Origin of the sequence: Chroococcidiopsis cubana SAG 39.79, assembly GCF_003991895.1 — a bacterium.
GTDB lineage: Bacteria > Cyanobacteriota > Cyanobacteriia > Cyanobacteriales > Chroococcidiopsidaceae > Chroococcidiopsis > Chroococcidiopsis thermalis.
Genome location: NZ_RSCK01000099.1, coordinates 1 through 20,962 on the forward strand (window position 1 = coordinate 1; position 20,962 = coordinate 20,962).

The following is a 20,962-nucleotide window of genomic DNA, read 5'->3' on the forward strand; positions in this document are numbered from 1 at the left end:
CAATGTGGCTCGCTGTCACCTTAGAAGCTCTCAGTCATTTTGTGGTCGAGATTCTCTTTGTCGCTCACTTTGCGACGCTGAGTTTAAACAAATTAGTTTCGCTCAGCAATCGCACGCGCCTGGAAAACCTGCTGAATCGTTTTTAGATTGCCAACTCCATCGTGTCACTCGATTCAATCAATGGATAAGCCAAACCGTATCTTGATTTTATTTGCTCATCCGGCACTGGAAAAGTCACGAATCAATCGCCAATTGATTAAAGCCGTTCGTGGAATGGACTCCATTACCATTCGCGACCTATATGAGCACTATCCCAACTTTCATATTGATGTGAAGTTTGAGCAAGCGCTTCTGGTCACCCATGACATCATTATTTTTCAACATCCCTTCTACTGGTACAGCAGCCCTGCCATCCTCAAAGAATGGCAAGATCTAGTGCTGGAACATGGCTTTGCCTATGGTCATAATGGCACTGCCTTACGCGGAAAAAAGCTCCTTTCTGCTATTACCACTGGAGGGAGCGAGCAGGCTTATTGCCGACAGGGACATAATTACTTCACAATCCGAGAACTTCTGGCTCCCTTTGAGCAAACGGCACATCTGTGTGGGATGGAATACTTACCACCGTTTGTGATTCACGGAACCCACCAACTACAGGAGACTCACCAAATTTCTAGGTATGTCAAAGACTATCAAACCGTGATTCTGATGCTACGCAACCACGCGATTGATTGGGAGCACCTGCTGCAACACCGACATCTAAATCATTACCTTGAGCAAGCGCTCGACACGCAGGAGACACCTCTCCATGTCCAATGAAAACTTATTCTTTCAGGCTTTCGTCTACCTAGCGGCGGCAGTCATTACAGTGCCAATTTCCAAACGACTGGGACTGGGTTCTGTATTGGGATATTTGATTGCTGGAGTCGTTATCGGTCCGTTCGGGCTGCGTCTAGTGGGGCAGGAAGGTCAGGATGTCATGCGCTTCGCTGAGTTTGGCGTGGTGATGATGTTATTTCTAGTAGGCTTGCAACTTCAGCCCGATCTGCTGTGGCGGATGCGAGTCCCAATCTTGGGATTGGGCGGATTGCAGATGGTTGCTAACGTTGTCCTCCTGTCAGGGCTAGGAATCCTGTTGGGACTGTCGTGGCAAACCGCACTGGCGATCGCGCTGATCCTGCCCCTCTCTTCGACGGCGATCGGCGTACAAACCCTGACTGAACGGGGACTCATGAGAACAGAGGGAGGACAGTCCGCCTTTTCAATCTTGTTGTTTCAGGCAGTTGCCGTTATTCCTATCCTGGCACTGTTGCCCCTGCTGACCACAAATCCTGGAGAGGCGGTGAGTCAAACTGCGACATCAAGCAATACACTGGCAGGCTGGCAACAAACTCTACTGGTCATGAGTACGGTGGGCGGTATTGTCGTGGGTGGGCGATTCTTGATGCGTCCGGTATTTCGCTTTATTGCGGCTACTCGCCTGCGCGAGATTTTTACGGCGACGGCACTACTGCTGGTTGTGGGAATTACCCTGGCAATGCAAGCAGTTGGATTATCTCCAGCATTGGGAACGTTTGTAGCGGGGGTGGTGCTGGCGGAAAGTGAGTATCGTCATGAGTTAATGAGTACCGTTGAACCGTTCCAGAGCTTGCTGCTGGGGTTATTTTTTCTCTCGGTCGGAGCTAGCATCAATTTCAACTTAATCCTGGGGCAACCGTTGCTGATTTTCGGGTTAATTGTCGGAGTCTCCATCCTTAAATCTGGGGTGTTAATTGCGCTAGGGAAGCTATTCAAACTGGATTTGAATCAGAGTATCTTGTTTGCGTTTGCCCTGGTACAAGGTGATGAGTTTGCGTTTGTTTTGTTTTCTTTTGCAGCACAGAGCAACGTGCTTTCAGAGAATCTGGCAGGCAGCTTGATTGCCGTTGTCGCCCTTTCGATGCTGCTATCGCCGCTGTTTATGATTGCCTACGATCGCCTGATCGTACCTCGTTTTCTTTTACAGTTAGACGATCGGGAAGCCGATGACATTGAAGACAATGAAAACTCTGTAATCATTGCTGGATTTGGGCGATTTGGTCAAATTGTCGGACGGTTGTTGCTCGCGAATGGCTATCCAATTACCGTTTTAGAGTATAACCCAGCCCAAATCGAGCTATTGCGGCGCTTTGGCTGGAAGGTATTTTATGGTGATGCCTCTCGGATCGATCTGTTATATGCAGCTGGGGCAGCACAGTCTAAACTTCTGGTCGTAGCGATCGACGATCGCGAGCAAATCCTGGAGATTGTAGACTTGGCACGTAACCACTTTCCGCACCTCAAGATTTTAGCGCGGGCGATCGATCGTCGCCATTGCTACGAGTTGATTCGCCGTGGAGTAGATGTGATTCAACGCGAGACATTTGGGTCGGCGTTAGATATGGGCGTTGAGGCATTGAAGCTATTGGGATTACGAGCCTATAAAGCACATCGCGCTGCTCAAACCTTCAGACATCATGATGAAGAAGCATTGTATGATATGGCTTCTGTAGAAGGAGATGACACCGCTTTGATGGCACGCTCTCGTCAATTAGCACAAGATCTGGAGCGAATTTTGCAGTCTGACGAACGAGAAATCGCCCATGACGATCGAGCTTGGGATGTCCTAGCTCAGCAAAGAGATGCTATCTGAGACGTGCAACAAGTCAGAGCAATCGCTGCAATTGCTAAATAAAAATATAGATCTAGTTTCATGAAAACTACTTGCAGCCTTCCACAAAATCAATCACTTGATGTAAAGACCCTGGTTTGGTCACGATCAGCATAGTTGAATCGGGTTCCAGTACCGTACTACCGTTAGGAATCATCAGATTCTCGTGGGGATGGGGTTGATAGCCAATAATTAAAGAACCTGCGGGGAACCGGGGATCTCGAGCAATTTCGGCAACGCTACGATTAGCAACATAACAACTTTCTGGAATGGAAAGTTTCAGTACCTCAATCTGCCCTTGCTCAAAATGCATCATCGATTCTACTTGCGGATACTCGATCGCATTCACCATTGTGGCAACTGCCAAGTCAACAGTACTGACAATATGGTTGGCTCCTGCAAGGCGTAGCGGTTCGGCAAAGTCGCGATGTCGCATTCGTGCCAAAATGTGGGAAGCTCCGTAGTGCTTGGCAAGAGTCACCATTGCCAAATTCAAGGCATCATGGCGAAGGACAGCCGCTACAGAATCAGCTTTGCGAATCCCGGCTTCTAACAAAACTTCCGTATTTACCGCACTTCCTTCAAAAGCCATCACCCCCACTTGTTCGCGGGCATAACGGCAAGCAATAGGATCGAGATCAATAATGGCTACGGCATGCCCTAGTTCTACAAGGCTTTGCGCTAGACTTAGCCCGACTAAACCTGCTCCGCCAATGAGGACGTACATTGTTGTTTCCTAATGCTACTGTTCCTTGCTTTACTTTAAGGGCTAGCAAACGATTAGATTGTACTTTAAACAAATGTAAGTTTGCGCGCACCAGAAGTAGGTGAGTTTTCTATAGCAGCCAATGCAATGTCTGTGCTCACCTAAACATAGCAAGACGAGTATAGAGGAAGCCTATGCTGCTTCTACCTTAAATATCGGCAAACTTTACTGAAGCCTTCGATCCACTTTACGAGCGATGGCAAGTGAGCAACAGCTCATCAAGCGGTCTAAGCCATGCTTCGGGGTTTGATTGGTAGTTCAACCTGAAAGTTCGAACCTTTACCTACTGTACTTACTACATGAATTTGACCGTTATGGGCTTGAACAATTTGTCGAGCGATCGCCAATCCTAACCCAAAGCCGCCACTATCTTGCGCTCGTTCTGTGTCAACTCGGTAAAAGCGATCGAAGATATAGGGTAGATCTGCTTCTGGAATTCCAATACCAGTGTCGATGACCTGGATGACTGCCCAACTTGGATGGGGGACTAAGCGCAACTGCACAGTTCCACTAGCAGGAGTGTATTTACAGGCATTGTCGAGCAAATTTTCTACTGCTTGCCGCAGTAAGTCTGGGTCAGCCCATAACTCAATTGGTTGCTCGGACAACTCATAGGTTAGACTGATGCTTTGGGACATTGCTCGCTCCAGATATTGTGATGCTAAATTCTCCAGCAGATTGTTGAGATTTAACAGCTTGAGAGATTGAGGCAGAATTTGCCCTTGTTGACGAGCTAATAGCAATAAATTGTTAACCAAAGTCCCCATCGATTTAGCACTATCGATAATATTTTCCAACGGCTGATGGTATTGCAAATCGTCCGCTGCTATCATTAACGCAACTTGGGCATTGGTAAGAATGGCAGAGAGCGGCGAGCGTAACTCATGGGAAGCATCAGCAGTGAACCGTTGAAGTTGGTGATAGGACTGTCGAATCGGCTGCATCGCTGCTCCACCAAGCAACCAACCTGTCAGTCCGATCGACCCCAGTGCTACAGGTACAGCAAGAGTTAATACAACTTGAAACTGACTAAGACTGTTTTGAGTCTCAGCTAGTGGCATAGCAACTTGAAGATAGCCAAGTATCCCGTGCCGTCCTTCAACGGGCAACGTGACTTGACGAAGCCAGAGTTCGTCTTCCAATAGCGGATCGACAGATTTAATCGTGAGAAATCCAGGGGATACATTCAACTGCTGTGGGGGAGGAGTACCGAAAAATCGAATCGACTGCCCTTGAGGGTTGTACCACCGAACGTAGACTAAATTTTTATCCAAGGGGTGAGAGCCGCTGCCTAATAGCGGTACATGGCTCAGATCGACTTGTTTGTGCCCCTGGCGCCACTCATATTGCACGCTAGCTGCCATCACCCTTGTTCTGTCATATAGCAGCCGGTCTAAAACATCTAGTTTGTCTTTAATTTCAAAATAATAAATTACCCCAGCGAAGACCACGAGAATACTACCCATTGAAAGGGTGAACCAACGAGCTAGATTCCGACGACTGTGGTTGAACACTTTTCAAACTTCAAAGTCAATGCTTTTGAGGAACAAGACGATAGCCCATACTATAAACAGTCTCAATCCAATCAGCTGCTCCCACCGCCTGCAAGCGTTGACGAAGCTTGCGAACCAGAACAGTTATGGCATTGCTTTCTGGCTCAGTCCCCCACTCCCATAACGCTTGCTCAATCTGGTTGCGAGTCAAAACTTGTCGGGGATGACGCATGAAGTACTCTAACAACTGAAACTCTCGACTGGAGAGAGAAACGACTTTGCCTTGTCGTTCCACAGCCAGCGTGTCGAGGTGGAGTTGGAGATCGCTAAGGCAGAGAATATCTGCCTCCCAGAGGGGAGATCGCCGCCGCAATGCCCGTACTCGTGCCATGAATTCTACAATGTCGATTGGCTTAACCAGATAGTCATCTGCTCCTGCATCTAACCCAGTTACTTTCTCAGGTGTGGTATCTCTGGCTGTAATCATCAGCACCGGAGCAGTTTTACCTGCTGCTCGATACTGGCGACAGAGATTTAACCCACTGATGTGGGGTAACATCCAATCTAAAATCAGTAGGTCATACTCTTTTTCAGATAAGAGCCACTGAGCGGTTTCCCCATCCTTCACCCCGTCCACGCTATGTCCTGCTTGGGAGAGAACGATTTGAAGGGGCATCAATTGTTTAGGATCATCCTCAACCAGTAAAATTCTCATACCATTCCAGCAAGATTCTCATACCATTGCTGTTGCGCTTTGCTTTATCAGCATAGAATTTAATGTAATTAGCACATCGTCTATAGGTAAGATTTCAGGAGGGCGATCGCGGCATTAGAGTGCAGATACGAGCGGACTTATAGAATGAATGGGACAGGGTGAAGCGTGCGGCGTACGATCGAACGTTGGCTACAAGTATCGGGGATAGAGTTTTGGTTGCCTTTACCATTTGTAGCGGCAGGATTCTGGTTTGTCTGTAGTCTCCTGGCTGCTCAGGAATTAAGCCGCTCCTACAGTACAAAGAACAAACTTCAATCAGATACTCAATTGGAAGCAAAGGTATCGGTAAACGTATTGCTGATCAATGCTACTATCAACAGAACAAAGGGAGTGACTCAGGTAGAAGTGGAGACAGCGGAACCGATCCTAAAGCGATTGGAATTGGAATTGCCAGCAATAGAGGTCGAGCGGATAGAAACGGCGATCGCTCAAGAACTAGGATTATCCCGACAAAATATCAGGCAGTTAGTACGCTACGAAATCATTGAGTGAAGTTAGTTTCGCTTTAATAAAAGCTTTTTTGAGCTGAAGCAATAACACGAGCTTTAGAGGCATTTAAACGCCGCAAACCATTCAAATCCAAATAGCTAAACCCAACTTTCGAGAAGAAGGGCAGGACGCAGAACAGGAGTGTCTCAATCGTCTGATTGACCCAACCCAGCCCCGAAGGACCGATCAGCCAAGTAATTGGGTAGCTAATCCACAACACTGTGAAGTAAGTGACGAGTTTGTCATAGAGTTTTGATAGTTCCACACCTTGCCCGCGAGTTTTGGCGCGTAGAGGCAGCCAAATTCCCCAAAGCACGATTGAAAATGCGGCTACGCCGCAGGCATACCACAGATATCTCATCCAATCCACAGTAGACAAATCAGCTACTAGCCCAGTCACCACCACGATCGCTTGAGTTCCCATCAGAGAACCAATTAGAGTCCAGTCTTTTGCAATGTAGTACATCGCTGTCCAAGAGAGTGCCAGCAATAGCAAGGGGGTAGTCACAATCCAATCAATATAACGAGCATAGTGAGTAATTTGACCTGCCACTTCCACTTTTCCCTGACCTAATGCCATTGCCATGTATGCCAAACCTGACCAGATCGGAATGAAGCTAGCAACCAAATACTCGTACTTGGGAACGCCACGCGGGTTGGTGCCCAGTGAAATGAAGTAAAGCGCCCCGATCGCCATTGCTGCTACATAAATCCAGTGAAACGTTGCCTGCAAGTCCATAAGCTACCTCCATTGGCTTGCCTTTTAGTCTTGAGGACAAATGTGATCCAAAAGTGAGCAACGTCAACGAGTCGATCATATTTCACTCACATTTGCAAACGACGCTAGAGACAACGTGAAGCAACAGAAAAACCCTTGACTTAAATCATCTTTAGTTGCTCTCTCGTTGCCATTTTGCGTGAAGGAAGTGCTATGGCAGTAGCGGATGTAGAGAAATCAACCAAACACCTATGGCATTATCTTGCTATAGAGGAAGTTGCTCGGCTTTTAGCAACCGATCTTGAAACGGGTCTATCTGCCAATGAGGCAGCAGAACGGCACGACCGCTTGGGTCCAAATCGGTTAACAGCGAAAAAAAGAGAAAGCGCCTGGTTACGATTCCTCCAGCAATTCAATCAGCCTCTACTTTACATCTTGTTAGTTGCAGGGGTGGTGACTGCATTTTTGCAAGAGTGGATCGATTCAGGCGTGATTTTTGGTGTGACTCTAATCAACGCCATCATTGGCTTCGTTCAAGAAGCTAAAGCTGAGGATGCCATCGCCGCCTTAGCAGAATCCGTGACGACGGAGGCAACCGTTGTACGAAACGGTCAAAAGCTAGTCCTTTCTTCTAGCGATCTAGTTCCTGGCGATCTCGTTTTGCTATCCTCCGGTGACAAAGTGCCTGCCGATCTACGGCTGAGCGAAATTCGCGATTTACAAGTGGATGAGTCTGGCTTGACAGGAGAATCGGTTCCGGTTGAAAAAGATCTCAAACCGCTGCCTCCGGAGACTGCTCTAGCAGAACGGATAAATATGGCTTACACGGGTAGCTTAGTCACTTTCGGTCAAGCGCGTGGGCTAGTTGTGGGAATTGGAGAGATGACAGAAGCAGGACACCTCTCCCACTTGATGCAACAGAGTACAAGTCTAGAAACCCCATTGACTCGTAAAATTGATAAGTTTAGCAAAACTCTGCTGTATGTCATCTTGGGGTTGGCCGCGTTTACCTTTGCTGTGGGAGTTGCCCAAGGTGCATCCTGGGTTGAGGTGTTTAAAGCTGCTGTCGCTTTAGCAGTGAGTGCAATTCCTGAAGGCTTACCAGCTGTTTTAACCGTTACTTTGGCGATAGGCGTTTCACGGATGGCGGCTCATCACGCCATTATTCGCAAGTTACCAGCGGTTGAAACATTGGGTAGCACAACGGTAATCTGCTCTGACAAAACAGGAACGCTGACTGAAAACCAAATGACGGTTCAGGAGATTTATGCCGGTGGACAACGCTATACGGTCAGCGGTGGGGGCTATGCTCCGGATGGAGAGATTTTCCTGGACGAACAACCTGTTGACTTGGCAAATGCACCAGCCCTGTACGAATGCTTGCAAGCAGGATTGTTGTGCAATGACTCGCATTTGAAGGAAGAGGATGGCAACTGGGTAGTGGTTGGCAGTCCTACGGAAGGAGCGTTGGTTGCTGTAGCTTGTAAAGCAGGTTTAACACGGCAATCTTTGGAACAGACACTTCCCCGACTCGATACGATTCCTTTTGAATCTCAGTTTCAGTACATGGCAACCCTGCATGACACCAGATCGGAAAGGTCGATTTATGTCAAGGGTTCAGCCGAGGCGATCCTCAAGCGATGCTACCAAATGCTCGATACTCATGGAGATAGGATTGCAGTCAATTCAAAGCAGATAGAGCGATCTGTAGATGAGATGGCGAAGCAAGGGCTGCGGGTACTCGCACTTGCTAAGAAAGTTGTACCGCGTTCGCAGTCTTCAATTGAGCATTCTGACATTGAGAAAGATTTAATTTTTCTGGGACTGCAAGGCATGATCGACCCACCTCGCCCAGATGCGATTGAAGCAATTCATTCCTGTCAGTCGGCTGGGATCCAAGTCAAAATGATTACGGGCGACCATGCAATGACTGCGGCGGCGATCGCCCAGAAGATCGGGCTGAACCAAAGCGAAGATGCTCCCGTTTTCACGGGTCAAGATCTCAGCCAAATGGACGATCGGGAACTAGCAAATGCTGTAGAGCAGAGTATGGTATTTGCTCGCGTCGTACCCGAACAAAAGCTTCGCATCGTTGAGGCGCTTCAATCCAAAGGTGAGATTGTGGCGATGACCGGAGATGGAGTCAATGATGCCCCAGCCTTAAAGCAAGCCGATATTGGGGTGGCAATGGGGATCGCTGGTACGGAAGTCGCGAAAGAAGCGGCTGACATGCTCTTGACCGACGATAACTTTGCCTCAATCGAGGCGGCAGTTGAGGAAGGACGCACGGTTTATAAAAATTTGCTGAGAGCGATCGCCTTCATCTTGCCTGTAAATGGTGGAGAATCGATGACGATTTTGATTGGGGTACTTTTGTCAACGGCATTGCCGATTCTTCCGGTGCAAATTCTTTGGTTGAATATGGTTAGCTCCGTAGCTTTGACAGTACCTTTAGCGTTTGAGCCTGCCTCTGTTGGGGTCATGCAACAACCTCCTCGTCCGACGAACAAACCCCTTCTATCTGGTAGCCTGCTGACACGGATTCTGGCAGTCTCTGTTTTCAATTGGATTGTAATTTTTGGCATGTTTGAATGGATCGTTCAAACCACAGGAAATGAAACTTTAGCTCGGACGATGGCAATTCAGGCATTGGTTGCAGCAGAAGCTTTTTACCTGTTAAGCATCAGTCGATTTATCCCAGCGCTCTTTGCCAGAATACGCGGCAAAGATGAATCCATTGGCTATGCTGTGGCGATCGGCATTGGTTGTGTATTCATCTTTCAAACGCTTTTTAGTCAATGGAGCGTGATGAACCAGCTATTTACAACTGAGACACTGAGTTTGATTCAAGGCTTAATTTGTCTTGGTTTGGGAATCCCGATGATTGCTCTAGCAGCCCTGTTAAAGCGTTTTGCACCTCTCAAGTAGCCTCTCTATAGCGCGGCTTGGCAACTATTTTCCAACTCTACTGGTAGAGAGTATTCACTCTTACAACATCAAACTTTCAAAAATCAATATGACCGATCGTAACCTTAAACATGGTATTGGTATATTTTCTCATCGTCAAAACGCAGAACAGGCACTTACCGAGCTGCAAAGCATTGGCTTCCCCATGCAGAAGATTTCTATGGTGACAAAAACCCCCGAAGGCGATGAGATTCTAGGTTGTAATGTCATTCAACGACCGCCAATTACACGAGCTGAAAGTGCGATAAAGGGCGCGCTGGCAGGGAGTACAGGAGTAGGATTAATGACTTTAATTGTTGGACTGGGCATCTTGCTAGTCCCTGGAGTGGGTCCTGCCTTGGCTGTGGAAAGTATGGTAGCGGTTATTTTAGGTAGTGGAGCTGCTACAGTTGCCGGCGGACTGCATGGCGCGCTACGAGGTTGGTTTGTCCCCGAAGAACAAGCCAGATTTTACAGCGAGCGATTTAACCAAGGAGATTACCTAGTGATCGTAGAAGCAACAGAGGATGAGATCCAAAAGGCTGAAGCTGTTCTCAGCCATTGGGGAATTCAGGAGTGGCATATTTATAATGTTCCCTAAATAGTTTTCAGAAGTTACGCAGTCGATTCCCCAACAGAGTTAAAAAGAGGACATTAGTTTCCCCCCCCTTTTTTGTTAAGGGAGTATAGGGGGGATCGAGATCTGAAACTTCAAGTGCATAACTGCTGTGCTCCCTCAACCCCCTCAGCTTCCCTAGCCCCGAGTCCCTAGTTGTGTCCAATCAACCAAAATCTCGAACTTTAGCTGGAATTGCGGGGATCGTTGTAGTAGCAACCCTGTTGAGTAAATTAGTTGCCTTGTTTCGCCAACAGGCGATCGCGGCGGCTTTTGGTACGGGTATAGCTGCTAACGCCTACAACTATGCCTACATCGTCCCTAGTTTCTTTTTGGTATTGTTGGGGGGCGTGAATGGTCCGATCCACACCACGATTGTCAGCATCTTAGAGAAGCGTAGCAAACGGGAGGCTGCTCCCCTAGTTGAAAGCGTGACAACTCTGGTCAGTGGGGTGCTGTTGCTCGTATCCATTGCTCTATTCTTTGCAGCGGATGGATTAATTTATTTGGTGGGTCCGCAATTGAGCCAGACAGCCCACGCGATCGCTGCCGAGCAATTGCGAATTATGTCGCCGATGATATTACTGTCGGGATTAATTGGGATTGGTTTTGGCACGCTCAATACTGCCAATCAATACTGGTTGCTGTCTCTCAGCCCCGTACTTTCTAGCATCACGATTATTTTGGGGCTGGGAATCTTATATTTATCTTTGGGGAGCCAAATAATTTCTCCTGCTTATGTGGCAATTGGCGGGCAAGTTTTAGCCTGGGGAACGCTAGCAGGGGCATTATTTCAGTGGATCGTACAATTAATCGTACAGTGGCGATTACGACTTGGTACGCTGCGCCTGCGATTTGATTTTCGCTCTCCTGCCGTACGGCAAGCAGTTAAGTTGATGGCTCCGGCTGTTTTTGCTTCTGGAATGCTACAAATTAATCTGTTCACCGATTTTTTCTTTGCTTCTGATATTCCTGGGGCAGCAGCTGCTTTCAACTACGCCAACTTAATCGTTCAGACTCCCCTCGGCATCATTTCCAATGTGATTTTGCTCCCCTTATTTACAATTCTTTCTCGCTTTGCCGATCCGTTAGAGTGGGATAATCTCAAATCGCGGCTGCGGCAGGGATTAATTTTAACGGCTCTCACGATGCTTCCTTTAGGAGCTTTATTTGCAGCTCTAGCGATGCCAATTGTCCGAATTGTGTACGAACGCGGAGCCTTTCAACAAGACGATTCGCAACTCGTAGCCTCAATTTTAGTTGCCTACGGCATTGGGATGTTTGTCTACTTAGGGCGCGATGTCTTGGTACGAGTATTTTACGCCTTGGGAGATGGAGAAACGCCCTTCCGCGTTGGTTTGTTAAATATCTTCCTTAACGCCCTGCTAGATTTTATCCTGATCAAACCTTTTGGTGCGCCTGGAATTACACTGGCAACGGTAGGAGTCAATACGATCTCGACGCTGCTGTTTTTGGGCGTGTTGCATCGAAAACTCCACGGTTTACCATTGCGGCAATGGAGTTTACCATTTTTGGGGTTAATTACTAGTAGCTTTATTGCTGGGGCAGCTAGCTGGGGGACTCTCTGGAGTTTGCAACATTTTTTCGGCAGTCAGGGATTAGTTTTACTATTGCTGCAAACGATCGCCTCTGGCTTCGTCGGCATTGGAGTTTTCGCCTCGATCGCCACCCAAATGAAATTACCAGAAATCGATTTATTGATTTCTCGACTCAAGAAGAGGGCTTAGGGGCGATCGTGAGAGCTAGGGAAGCTGAGGGAGCTGAGGGAGAAAAACTGGCAGGAGTTACGCAATTGGGTAAAGGGAGTAGCGAGGAGCGCTCAGGTAAGTCCGAATTGCATCCCGAATAATAGCGAGTTTAGCTTCGTACCAACTAATACCTATAGCAAACCAGTATAGTTCTAAGCGTAAGAATGCCCGAATTGCCAATCCAAAGGGAATTGCGTTGCGCCCGCGGGTGCACGTACTTGAGTGCGTTCTACCCCACAACACTGCTTGAACCCACGATGGCACTCTTTACTCTTCAATTGCCCAAGCAAACTCGCTCCACTGTAGCATTGTAACTAGTTCAAGTTGAGGTCATTTGTTGCCTAGTAATCAATGTCGCCGTTTGGGGCGACTATTTTAAATACTTTGACCAAGACAAGCGTCTTTGAGATGTACAACGGTTCCCATCCTAGTGATGTCAACTTCAGCGAAGGGACGATTGCTTGTGCCATCGGGGTTGACATGCCGATTGCGCTGGAAGCGGGTTAGTCAAGTCCACTGGTGAGAGCGAATGAGTTTGAGATTTTCTAGACTACACTTGCCAACTATCAAAGAAACACTCTGTGGGGCAAACTCTCTCGCCTTTGCTACGTCCAACATGGCGCGTCCGTCAACGTTTTTCGTGGCTCCATCCACCGACTTTTCGTAGAATCGATAGTCTAAGGGGATATGGTTGTCGCCTTGCGTCCATAACAATGAAATGAGGTTAATTCCTTGCACCACCCGCCCATGTTTACCCGACTAGTGGCGAGTGACTAATTCCATCTTCTTGGCGTAAAACTTATCAAGTGTAGAATCATCTACGACTAGAATTCCAGTCGCCAAACTCACATGCTGTTGAGCTTCATTCCACAATACTTCTGGCGTTGGTTCCAGACGATGTAGTAGGCTTATAATTGCATCATGGGCAGGCGAGTTTCCACTTTCTGGTTGGACTCGTTCTGCTTCAACATTGCTGGCTTTCTGTGTAGCAATTCAGTTAGTTGATATAGTCGTACTCGTTGACCTTCGATGGATTCATTCCCCTTTTACTCAACTGCGTAACTCTTGAGTTTTATTGCAAAATCAAAATATGAACCGTCTAACTACACGTCGATGGTGTAATTACGCCGTTTTGCTCACTTCAATTTGCTTGGGATTAATTGTGCTTTTTGCACTACTATATATGGGAATAGATCGACTTAGCTGGGGAATGGTGTTAACCCGTCAAGAAACTCGTGAAGTTGACTTTCTATCGCTGCTTTATTTCAGCATGGGCACCTTCTTTCGGATTGGCTATGGCGATCAAGTACCGACTGGCTGGAGTTGTCTGCTTGTTGGGTTAGAAGCATTGAGCAGTTACTTGTTAGAATTGATATTTCTGGCTCAAGTGGTCACAGCAACATTAGAACGGTTCATCTCACAGCGACTGAGAGAAAAATTAGAAGATTTCCCATCACTCAGCTCGCATAGGTATTAGTAATGCTTTGGTTGCTAGGACAATCAGTTTTGGCACAAAGTAGTCCAGTAGACCCCCAAGTTTCTGGGGATTTATCAGAACTGGCAACAATCCTAATTGTTCTACTACTCGTTGCAACAGCTGTTGCCCTGGTCACACAGCAGCTTCGGATTCCTTACGTTACAGGTTTAGTATTAGCAGGTTTACCAATTACTGAGCTATTGTCTCGTCGCATTGGTTTAGATCCTGCTCTTGTTTTAAATCTGTTCCTGCCAATTCTCATCTTTGACGCGGCAATCAATACAGACATCAGGCGTCTACGCAACACATTTAAACCAGTCGCTCTTCTGGCTGGACCAGGGGCTGTGTTTTCCTCTGCAATTATTGCTGTTCTATTGAAATATGGGCTTGGACTAGCTTGGATACCAGCGTCCCTCATGGGAGTCATTCTGGCAAACACGGATACAGTCTCAATGATTGCCGTTTTTAAAGAGATTCGCGTGCCCTCCCGTCTTTCCACCATTGTTGAAGGAGAAACCTTATTTAACGATGCTGCTGCCCTAGTTTCGTTCAATCTAATTTTGACAATATATGAAACAGGTTCCCTCACCTTCTCAACAGGAGTTCAACAACTGCTGATTGTCGCCTTGGGGGGTAGTTTCTTGGGGTTAGTTATAGGCTATTTGAGCGTACCTATATTCATTCGTTTAGATAACCCCCTTAGCAGTCTTTTACTAACAGTTGCAATTTCATTAGGCACCTTTCAGGTAGGACAATTTTTGGGGGTATCAGGTGCAGTGGCAGTGGTCGTAGCGGGACTAATTTTCGGAAATGTTGGGCTTTCACGTAGTACTTCCGCCTCCGATCGAATCACCTTGTTTAGCTTCTGGGAATATGCCAGTTTTGCTGTCAACACCTTTATTTTTCTGCTAATTGGCATAGAGATCGACCCAATGACGCTGTGGAGAATGTTGCCAGCAATCCTTTTGGTTGTTCTAGCGTATCAAGTAGGACGTATTCTCTCGGTCTATCCGCTGTTAGCTGGAGTCCGCTGGTTCGACCGTCCAATTCCCTGGCTCTGGCAGCACGTTCTGGTTTTAGGTAACATCAAAGGCTCTCTTTCGATGGCACTGGCTCTGAGCATTCCTTTGACTTTGCCAGGACGAGAAGAAATCATCACTCTGGTCTTTGGCGCAGTACTGTTCTCCCTGGTAGGACAAGGGTTAATCCTACCCTGGCTGATCAAGGGATTGAAGCTGTCCAAGGTTTCAAGTATTAGGCAACGGGCTGAAAAATTACAAATTCAATTGATTGCTTCTAAAGCTGCTCAAGATGAGTTGGATAGCCTGCTCAAGGCAGGAGTTTTACCAAGGGCAATCTACGAGGAGATGCGGGCTGCTTACCAGGTAAGGGTGGCAACGTCCGAAAGAAGTCTGCGCGACCTTTATAACCAAAGTTCAGGGCGCTCTGCTAGCGAGCCTAGCGATCGCACCAAATTAGATGCTATTCGCCGCCGCTTGCTGCTAGCTGAAAAAGGCGCGGTGAACGATGCGCTACGCAAACGCATCCTCTCAGAGAACTTAGTACAGGCTTACGTTCAAGAACTCAACGAACAGCTTCTCAAGTTAGAAGACGATTAGCGCATTACTCGCTCTCGATATTCCATCAACTGATTTCGCAGCACACTGTTGATAGGTAATGTTCTAGATCTGTGGATTGGTGATTAAATAAAGGGTTTTAGTGTGACTTGCACTAAAAAATGAACTTTTAGCTCATTTTATGCTTCAGAAAACCCTTAATCATTTTATGCTTCAAAGCTGTAGTCAAAGTAGAAGACCAATCTTTTCCATGTAATACACGGTCAAGGTTAAACATTACGCCTAATTCTTTAGTTTTACTATTCCTTGGTTTTTACTATTGTCCAACGGGATCTCGTTTGGGTTTGCGTTGTCCAACACGTCGGGAAGGCTTTTTTGGCGTTTCAGGTTGAGTAGTTGTTTCATCAAGTGATTTCTGTTCTACGACGTGAGCGGGAGTAATATTGGTTTCGAGTGGTGTCTCACTAGTTGAAGAATCCGTTTGTTTTGTTTTCCTTCGAGTTGGTTTTTTCTTAGGGGTGGCTAAGCGGGAAGTTTCGTTAAGTGTTGTGGAAGTCGTTTCATAAGGTGTAGAACTGACAGGCTTTGAGCGATACCTCTTCCGCTAAAAAGTATTTTTGTGATATTTATTTACCTAAACGAGAGCGCCATTCGATAACTAACAAATTTTGGCTCTAGTTCTACAGACTAAATCCCCGGCTTTGCTTCTGCTCAGATTCCCGCTGCCTATTTTGCTGTTGCTCCAGGTTAAACATATTCTTTAGCTCCTGATTCCAATCTTGAGCCTTTGGTAGCTTGCGTATCGAATTAGGCAACTGTTCCATGACTGTTTGTGCCATCAAATTACCTGGGGAGTCATTATCATAAGCAACAATAACCGACTTGTTTGGTAGCTGTCGGAAAAATTCTAGCGGCACAACACCAGCTCCATCAGTAGATAAATAAATCGTCTTGCGTGAATCAGTGCGGTCTAACACGGCGAATGACATCGCATCAATCGGAGACTCTACCAACACTACTCGTTGAATTGGGTCGCTTGATTGTCCTCCGATTTGGAAGTGAAACCATCCAGCATTTCGTTTAGATCCAAGCGCTAATCCTTTGAATGTATTATCTGTTCCGGCTGTGCCTCTCAGTGTTGCTCCAGCGATCGTCTCCTCATCTAGAGAGCGGCGAATAAATACAGCATTTTGTTTGTCATCTGCATAAACTAATCCCTGTTGATGTAAGGCATCCACCATAGCAGCAGGGAGTCGGCGCTCGCGGGTGAGATATGTTTTCACCTGATGCCACTTGCTTTCATCTTGCTTTGGAGGAACAAACTGACGTGGCGGTTCCTTTTGAATAATGTCTCTAGTTTGATAGGCAACAGCAGTTAGCGTCGCCCCTTCCCCAAATCTGTCATTGAGCCAAGCAACTGCCTGTTTGAATTCACACTGAAGTACGTGCATCGCCAAGTCAATTGCACCGCCACCACCTTTAGTATGCTGCCAGTCATAAAACTTGCTGCCAGTGATATTGATTATGTGATTTTCGTGCTTCCACTTATGCTTGTCTTTGGGGTCTGGGTCTAGACCCAGTTCATAGGCAACTTGTTCTAGAGGTAGGTCGCGGACTTTGTTGGCAACGTCTGTGTATAAACTTTTCCAGTTTTCGATCTCCCGTTTCTGGGCGTGTACCGTGGATTCCAAATCACTCAGGCGCTGCTGTAAAACTTCCTTTTCTCTGGCAAGTGCTTTAGCGGTGCGCTCTAGATCTTCTTTTTCTTTAATTGCCCGTTGGCGATCTGCCAGTTGGTGATGAAGAGTCGCAATGTCTAGCGTCAAGTCTGGTGGTTGAGTGACAGCCGCATAGTATTCCTTGACTTCTGTGTGGGTGGCTCTGCTGCCTTTAATACCGCGCTCCAGTCCTAGTGGAGCCATTGCAATAGCATAGCTATCCTGAAACTTACTGAGTTTCTCTCGCCCACCAAACAATGCTCGACAGTTGAGTTTACCTTTTTCATCTAAGGGGACAAGATAAGCGTGGATGTGTGGGGTGGCTTCATCCAAATGCAACTCGGCTCTAACAATCCGGTCGCCATATTTCTCATCAAGCCACTGATGCACTGCCTGTTGGAAATTCTCTAGTTGCTGCTTTTGATAATATCCGGCTCGACCAGGCTCGTCAGGTCGGAAGTATTCTGGGCTAGCTGTCAAAACCATTTCCACGCACTCTACAGCATTCTTCCGAATCGCCTGCCCGCCGATGCGCTGCCTAACTAGGGTTTCCAAGTCAGGAGGAGAAGCTGTGTCTGGTTGACCGATAAACCGGAGATTCTGAATTTCTGGATTGGCGTTTGGAGTTTCTCGCTGTCGTTTGGTATGCTGTTCTGAGGCGGCAATACCTCCACCTTTAAGTTTGGCGATGCGAGCGATGGCATGAGGCATATTCTTTTTCCCAGTAGTCCCCACCCACTAGGACGCTGGAGGAGGGGATGGAGTTGATGCCCCGCAGGGCGAACGCAACAATTTTAGCGCAGCGGTGGCGATAGCCAAAAATTGTGTAGTAAGTACACATCAAACTATGGCTCCTGGGAAAAGAAATAGCAGTAGCTGCGAGGCTGTGGCTGGGATTGAGGGGATGGTGTCCAGCGGCTACTGGGGAAAAGAATAGATGTTGTAGGGCTGAGTTTGGTGGCTTTAGGTAGGTTGTTAGAAGTTAACTTATCTTTACTCGCTTCTATTTCTTACCTAGAATAAGTCGGCTAGACTTACAGAAAGTAAGTCGGTGTTAGTATGCCTCCTAAGCAGACAGTAATTGACATTGATGAGGATAAACTCAAGTCGATTTTATCAAAGGTAGAGGCGCGGACTCCTCCTAAACCTAAACAGGGGATGACGCTTAGAGAAGTGATTATGAAATCCAAGGCAACGATCAATAAAGCCTTGAAGCGCGGCTATACCTATGAGGAAATTGCGGCTATCCTCACGTCAGAAGGAATTAGCATTAAAGGAGCGACGCTGAAGCAGTACCTAACTGAATCGAAAAGTAAAAGAAGTAAAACTACTCCAGCTCCGACAGCGGTAGAGTCAACGACTACAACGGAGAAATTGACATCACAACCAGAGAGCGAGCTAGCCAATAGCTCGGAGGCAGAGCCAAAGGGAGAGGCTCGAACGGATAGAAAAACAGAGACAAGAACGGATATCAAAACAGATACGAAAACGAAGGCTAAACCTCAGCCAGTTGTCCGAGGCAAGTTTGCGGACATTCCTAGTAATGATGAGTTGTAGTAGAGAAGTATAGTATGGCAAGTAAACAAGATAAAGAATTAGTTTCTGCCCTCAAAAGACTCATCTTTATTTACGGTGACAAGGGTGGGGTAGGTAAGTCGGCAGTTGCTCGGTTATTGCTTGATATCTATCGCACCGAGTCTGTGCCTTGTCAAGCGATTGATTCCGATACGAGCAATGCTGACTTGTATCGCTGCTACAAGCGGGTAGGAGATAAAGCACAAGAGATTGCTCTTGGTGAACCGGATGCAGTCGAGCGGGTAGATTTTACCGTCAGGGGAGAGGCAGATTATTTAATTGATAGCTTAGGAGATTACAGCGAATTGATTCTGGTGGATCTGCCAGCGAGATCTAGGGATGCGTTTACCACTTTCATCCGAGAACTAGACCTGCTTAATGTGGCGGCGGAATCAGGGTATCGAGTCACCATCATTCATGTCTTGGGGAAAACTAGGAGTTCGGTCAGTGCGCTGAAGGATGTGGTCGAACTGTGTGGGGATGGGGCTGATTACGTAGTGGTGAAAAACTTGCTGTTTGGGGAGCCGCACACTTTTACTCGCTACGATGCATCCCAGACTAGAAAGAAGGTAATTGAGCAGTTAGGTGGAGTCGAGATCCTTCTGCAAGAGATGTTTTGGACTTCCTGGGATGTAATTGAGGATAACGATTTGCCTTTCTGTTGGGCGGCGGATGCCCAAAGGACAATCCTTCAGCGCAGCCAACGCACGCGGGCTTATCGCTGGCTGGCAGATATGACATCAGAAGTTAAAAAAGCGTCTACTTATTTGGGGATAGGTGAATGACTTTTATTGATGACAATTACTTAGATGGCATCATCACTCAGATGACGGCAGAACACAAAGAGAAGATCATGCGGACGGCGAAGCGGTTAAACTTACCGGATGATGATGTGCTGTTTCTGTATATTGGTGCAGTGGAATATACAGTGCAGTTATGTGAAGATGTCTTAGGCGGAATCAGTAGCGAACGGCAAAGAATTGAGCAGTCATCCCAATCGCTTGAACTCAATCAACAACAGCAATCCCAAAACTTAACGGAAAATTTAATTCGAGCAGGTAGAGATATTGTTAAAGGGATTCAAAGCGCTGGCAGTGCTGCCACCTCAGCTATAGCAGAGGCTAATACCGAAGTCCTGAATCAATCTAGAGCGACAGTAACAGAAGCAGCCCAACTGAAAGAGGAACTGCTGGCATACCGCGCCACTGTAGAGACTGATAGACAAACGAATAAAAATGTTTTAGAAGGTTTGTTAAAGCGAATTGGGCAGATAACTGGGGGGCTTGAGACGGCGATCTCACAAATCAATGGGGCTAACACGACGATCGCTAAACTTCAACGGAATACAGTCTGGATTAAATTCGCTGACTGGTTTTCGCCGCTGATGGCTTTGGCTATAGTAGCACTAGTTGGGTTTGGTAGTGGCAGTTGGGTGATGTCGCTTAAGTACAATGATTCCACTAATACCTTGGGACGCAACCTGGTGCAATGGAACCTAGATCGTCTGCTTAAGTGCCGTGAGGACGAGAATCCTAAATGCACTCTCTGGATTGTGTCGCCAGAACTAAGGAAGTAGCTCTCGAATTGGGCGCGTTGAGAATAAGTCCTGTCATGCAATTGTTGTAGTTGCTCATCTGATGTTAATTGCGGCTTACCGACGGAAATATAGGGTTCGTGCAACCAAGTGCAGCCGAACGCGCTCAACTATCCCAATGTATAGCTTCTAGTTTCAGAATCATTCTTTCCTCTAACACCCACTTTTTTTGCCTGATTAATAATTTTTCCCAATATATTTAGTAGAAAGCAGTAGAGAGCGAGAATGTATCTTTGCCGAAAATGGGGTCATGACGAAATACGGATACTGTTGGCGAAATATTGCTTAACATTGAAATTCCGACCTCAACCGTGTACTACATGGAGAGGTGAATGTACTTTACCGCTGCCATATGGGCAAACTAAACTGCTTAGTTTAGAAGAGTGACGATTCTATTGGTATGAGCGCTTTGAGAAAAGTACCGAATCTTCTATTGGAGTTGGCACAGTGACCACTTTTAACATAGAAGACTGAGAAATTTAGCAGTAATTGGGAGTGGAGCGTAAGAGTTTATTCCGACCCCATACAAAATTCAGCACTTTCTATCATTACTTTGCCTCTGGCAGCGGCTTCTGTCACACTAACCCAAATTGCTATTTCCTAAATTCTGTACCGGTGCTCTAGTTCCACTGCAACTGTCTCGTTTAGCAGTTCGGGTTGGAGGCTTGGGGGATCGAGACGGCATTGAGCCGAGATCTGTGTTTTTTCCGGCAAGATAGTCTGAAAACCCTTATCCTGCCTGGTTTTGATAATTTGAGCC

17 protein-coding genes and 1 pseudogene are annotated in these 20,962 nt (G+C 46.8%); 11 read left to right on the forward strand and 7 right to left on the reverse strand.

Translation table 11 applies throughout. The annotated features are described in order from the left end of the window. Positions 1–180 precede the first annotated feature (180 nt). Together kefF and DSM107010_RS31135 are read left to right on the forward strand one after the other, a co-directional pair. Positions 181–819: a glutathione-regulated potassium-efflux system oxidoreductase KefF gene (gene kefF / locus DSM107010_RS31130; RefSeq protein WP_106166101.1), complete on the forward strand. Its 639-nt coding sequence runs from the start codon at positions 181–183 to the stop codon at positions 817–819. Then, complete coding sequence (locus DSM107010_RS31135; RefSeq protein WP_106166100.1) at positions 809–2,671, forward strand: monovalent cation:proton antiporter-2 (CPA2) family protein; 1,863 nt, start codon at positions 809–811, stop codon at positions 2,669–2,671. The genes kefF and DSM107010_RS31135 overlap by 11 nt, the downstream gene beginning before the upstream one ends. 67 nt (positions 2,672–2,738) lie before the next feature. On the opposite strand, the gene DSM107010_RS31140 is transcribed toward DSM107010_RS31135, so the two are convergent. The 3 genes from DSM107010_RS31140 to rppA all read right to left on the reverse strand — a co-directional run bounded on the left by DSM107010_RS31140 (position 2,739) and on the right by rppA (position 5,663). Further along, a complete protein-coding gene (locus DSM107010_RS31140; protein ID WP_106166099.1) occupies positions 2,739–3,416 on the reverse strand; it encodes a potassium channel family protein in 678 nt (225 codons plus the stop codon). A 266-nt stretch (positions 3,417–3,682) separates the two neighbouring features. Continuing rightward, positions 3,683–4,969: a sensor histidine kinase gene (locus DSM107010_RS31145; protein ID WP_106166098.1), complete on the reverse strand. Its 1,287-nt coding sequence runs from the start codon at positions 4,967–4,969 to the stop codon at positions 3,683–3,685. Positions 4,970–4,985: 16 nt separating this feature from the next. Beyond that, on the reverse strand, positions 4,986–5,663 hold the full coding sequence (gene rppA / locus DSM107010_RS31150) for a two-component system response regulator RppA (protein ID WP_106166097.1): 678 nt from the start codon (positions 5,661–5,663) through the stop codon (positions 4,986–4,988). Positions 5,664–5,828: 165 nt separating this feature from the next. On the opposite strand from rppA, the gene DSM107010_RS31155 reads away from it, so the two are divergent. After that, on the forward strand, positions 5,829–6,215 hold the full coding sequence (locus DSM107010_RS31155) for a hypothetical protein (protein WP_106166096.1): 387 nt from the start codon (positions 5,829–5,831) through the stop codon (positions 6,213–6,215). Between the two features lie 13 nt (positions 6,216–6,228). Here DSM107010_RS31155 and DSM107010_RS31160 read toward each other — a convergent pair whose 3' ends face one another. Then, positions 6,229–6,951, reverse strand: coding sequence for a bacteriorhodopsin (locus DSM107010_RS31160; protein ID WP_106166095.1), 723 nt, complete (start codon positions 6,949–6,951; stop codon positions 6,229–6,231). A 192-nt stretch (positions 6,952–7,143) separates the two neighbouring features. Between DSM107010_RS31160 and DSM107010_RS31165 the strand changes: the two genes are divergently transcribed. From DSM107010_RS31165 to murJ, 3 genes are all read left to right on the forward strand, one after another. Next, positions 7,144–9,858 (forward strand): cation-transporting P-type ATPase, encoded by a 2,715-nt coding sequence (locus DSM107010_RS31165; RefSeq protein WP_106166094.1) that lies wholly within the window; start codon positions 7,144–7,146, stop codon positions 9,856–9,858. Between the two features lie 88 nt (positions 9,859–9,946). Then, positions 9,947–10,477, forward strand: coding sequence for a hypothetical protein (locus DSM107010_RS31170; protein WP_106166093.1), 531 nt, complete (start codon positions 9,947–9,949; stop codon positions 10,475–10,477). Between the two features lie 173 nt (positions 10,478–10,650). Continuing rightward, positions 10,651–12,240, forward strand: coding sequence for a murein biosynthesis integral membrane protein MurJ (gene murJ, locus DSM107010_RS31175; protein WP_106166092.1), 1,590 nt, complete (start codon positions 10,651–10,653; stop codon positions 12,238–12,240). Between the two features lie 57 nt (positions 12,241–12,297). On the opposite strand, the pseudogene DSM107010_RS43275 reads toward murJ, so the two are convergent. After that, positions 12,298–13,258 (reverse strand): annotated as a pseudogene (locus DSM107010_RS43275) (IS701 family transposase). A gap of 93 nt (positions 13,259–13,351) precedes the next feature. Between DSM107010_RS43275 and DSM107010_RS31185 the strand changes: the two are divergent. Beyond that, positions 13,352–13,738 (forward strand): ion channel, encoded by a 387-nt coding sequence (locus DSM107010_RS31185; RefSeq protein ID WP_106166091.1) that lies wholly within the window; start codon positions 13,352–13,354, stop codon positions 13,736–13,738. 2 nt (positions 13,739–13,740) lie between these two features. Beyond that, positions 13,741–15,357 (forward strand): cation:proton antiporter, encoded by a 1,617-nt coding sequence (locus DSM107010_RS31190; protein WP_106166090.1) that lies wholly within the window; start codon positions 13,741–13,743, stop codon positions 15,355–15,357. Positions 15,358–15,995: 638 nt separating this feature from the next. On the opposite strand, the gene mobV is transcribed toward DSM107010_RS31190, so the two are convergent. Then, complete coding sequence (mobV, locus tag DSM107010_RS31195) at positions 15,996–17,744, reverse strand: MobV family relaxase (RefSeq protein WP_106166089.1); 1,749 nt, start codon at positions 17,742–17,744, stop codon at positions 15,996–15,998. Beyond that, a complete protein-coding gene (locus DSM107010_RS38920) occupies positions 17,710–17,874 on the reverse strand; it encodes a hypothetical protein (protein WP_158631911.1) in 165 nt (54 codons plus the stop codon). Before DSM107010_RS38920 ends, mobV begins: the two co-directional genes overlap by 35 nt. A gap of 218 nt (positions 17,875–18,092) precedes the next feature. Between DSM107010_RS38920 and DSM107010_RS31200 the strand changes: the two genes are divergently transcribed. From DSM107010_RS31200 to DSM107010_RS31210, 3 genes are read left to right on the forward strand one after another with little or no spacing between them, the layout of a single operon-like run. Then, entirely contained in the window at positions 18,093–18,590 is a 498-nt protein-coding gene (locus tag DSM107010_RS31200) for a hypothetical protein (protein ID WP_106166088.1), read from the forward strand. Between the two features lie 14 nt (positions 18,591–18,604). Beyond that, complete coding sequence (locus tag DSM107010_RS31205) at positions 18,605–19,393, forward strand: P-loop NTPase family protein (RefSeq protein ID WP_106166087.1); 789 nt, start codon at positions 18,605–18,607, stop codon at positions 19,391–19,393. Continuing rightward, positions 19,390–20,184 carry a hypothetical protein gene (locus DSM107010_RS31210; RefSeq protein ID WP_106166086.1) on the forward strand — a complete coding sequence of 265 codons (795 nt, stop codon included), beginning with the start codon at positions 19,390–19,392 and terminating at the stop codon, positions 20,182–20,184. Before DSM107010_RS31205 ends, DSM107010_RS31210 begins: the two co-directional genes overlap by 4 nt. Positions 20,185–20,962: the final 778 nt, after the last annotated feature.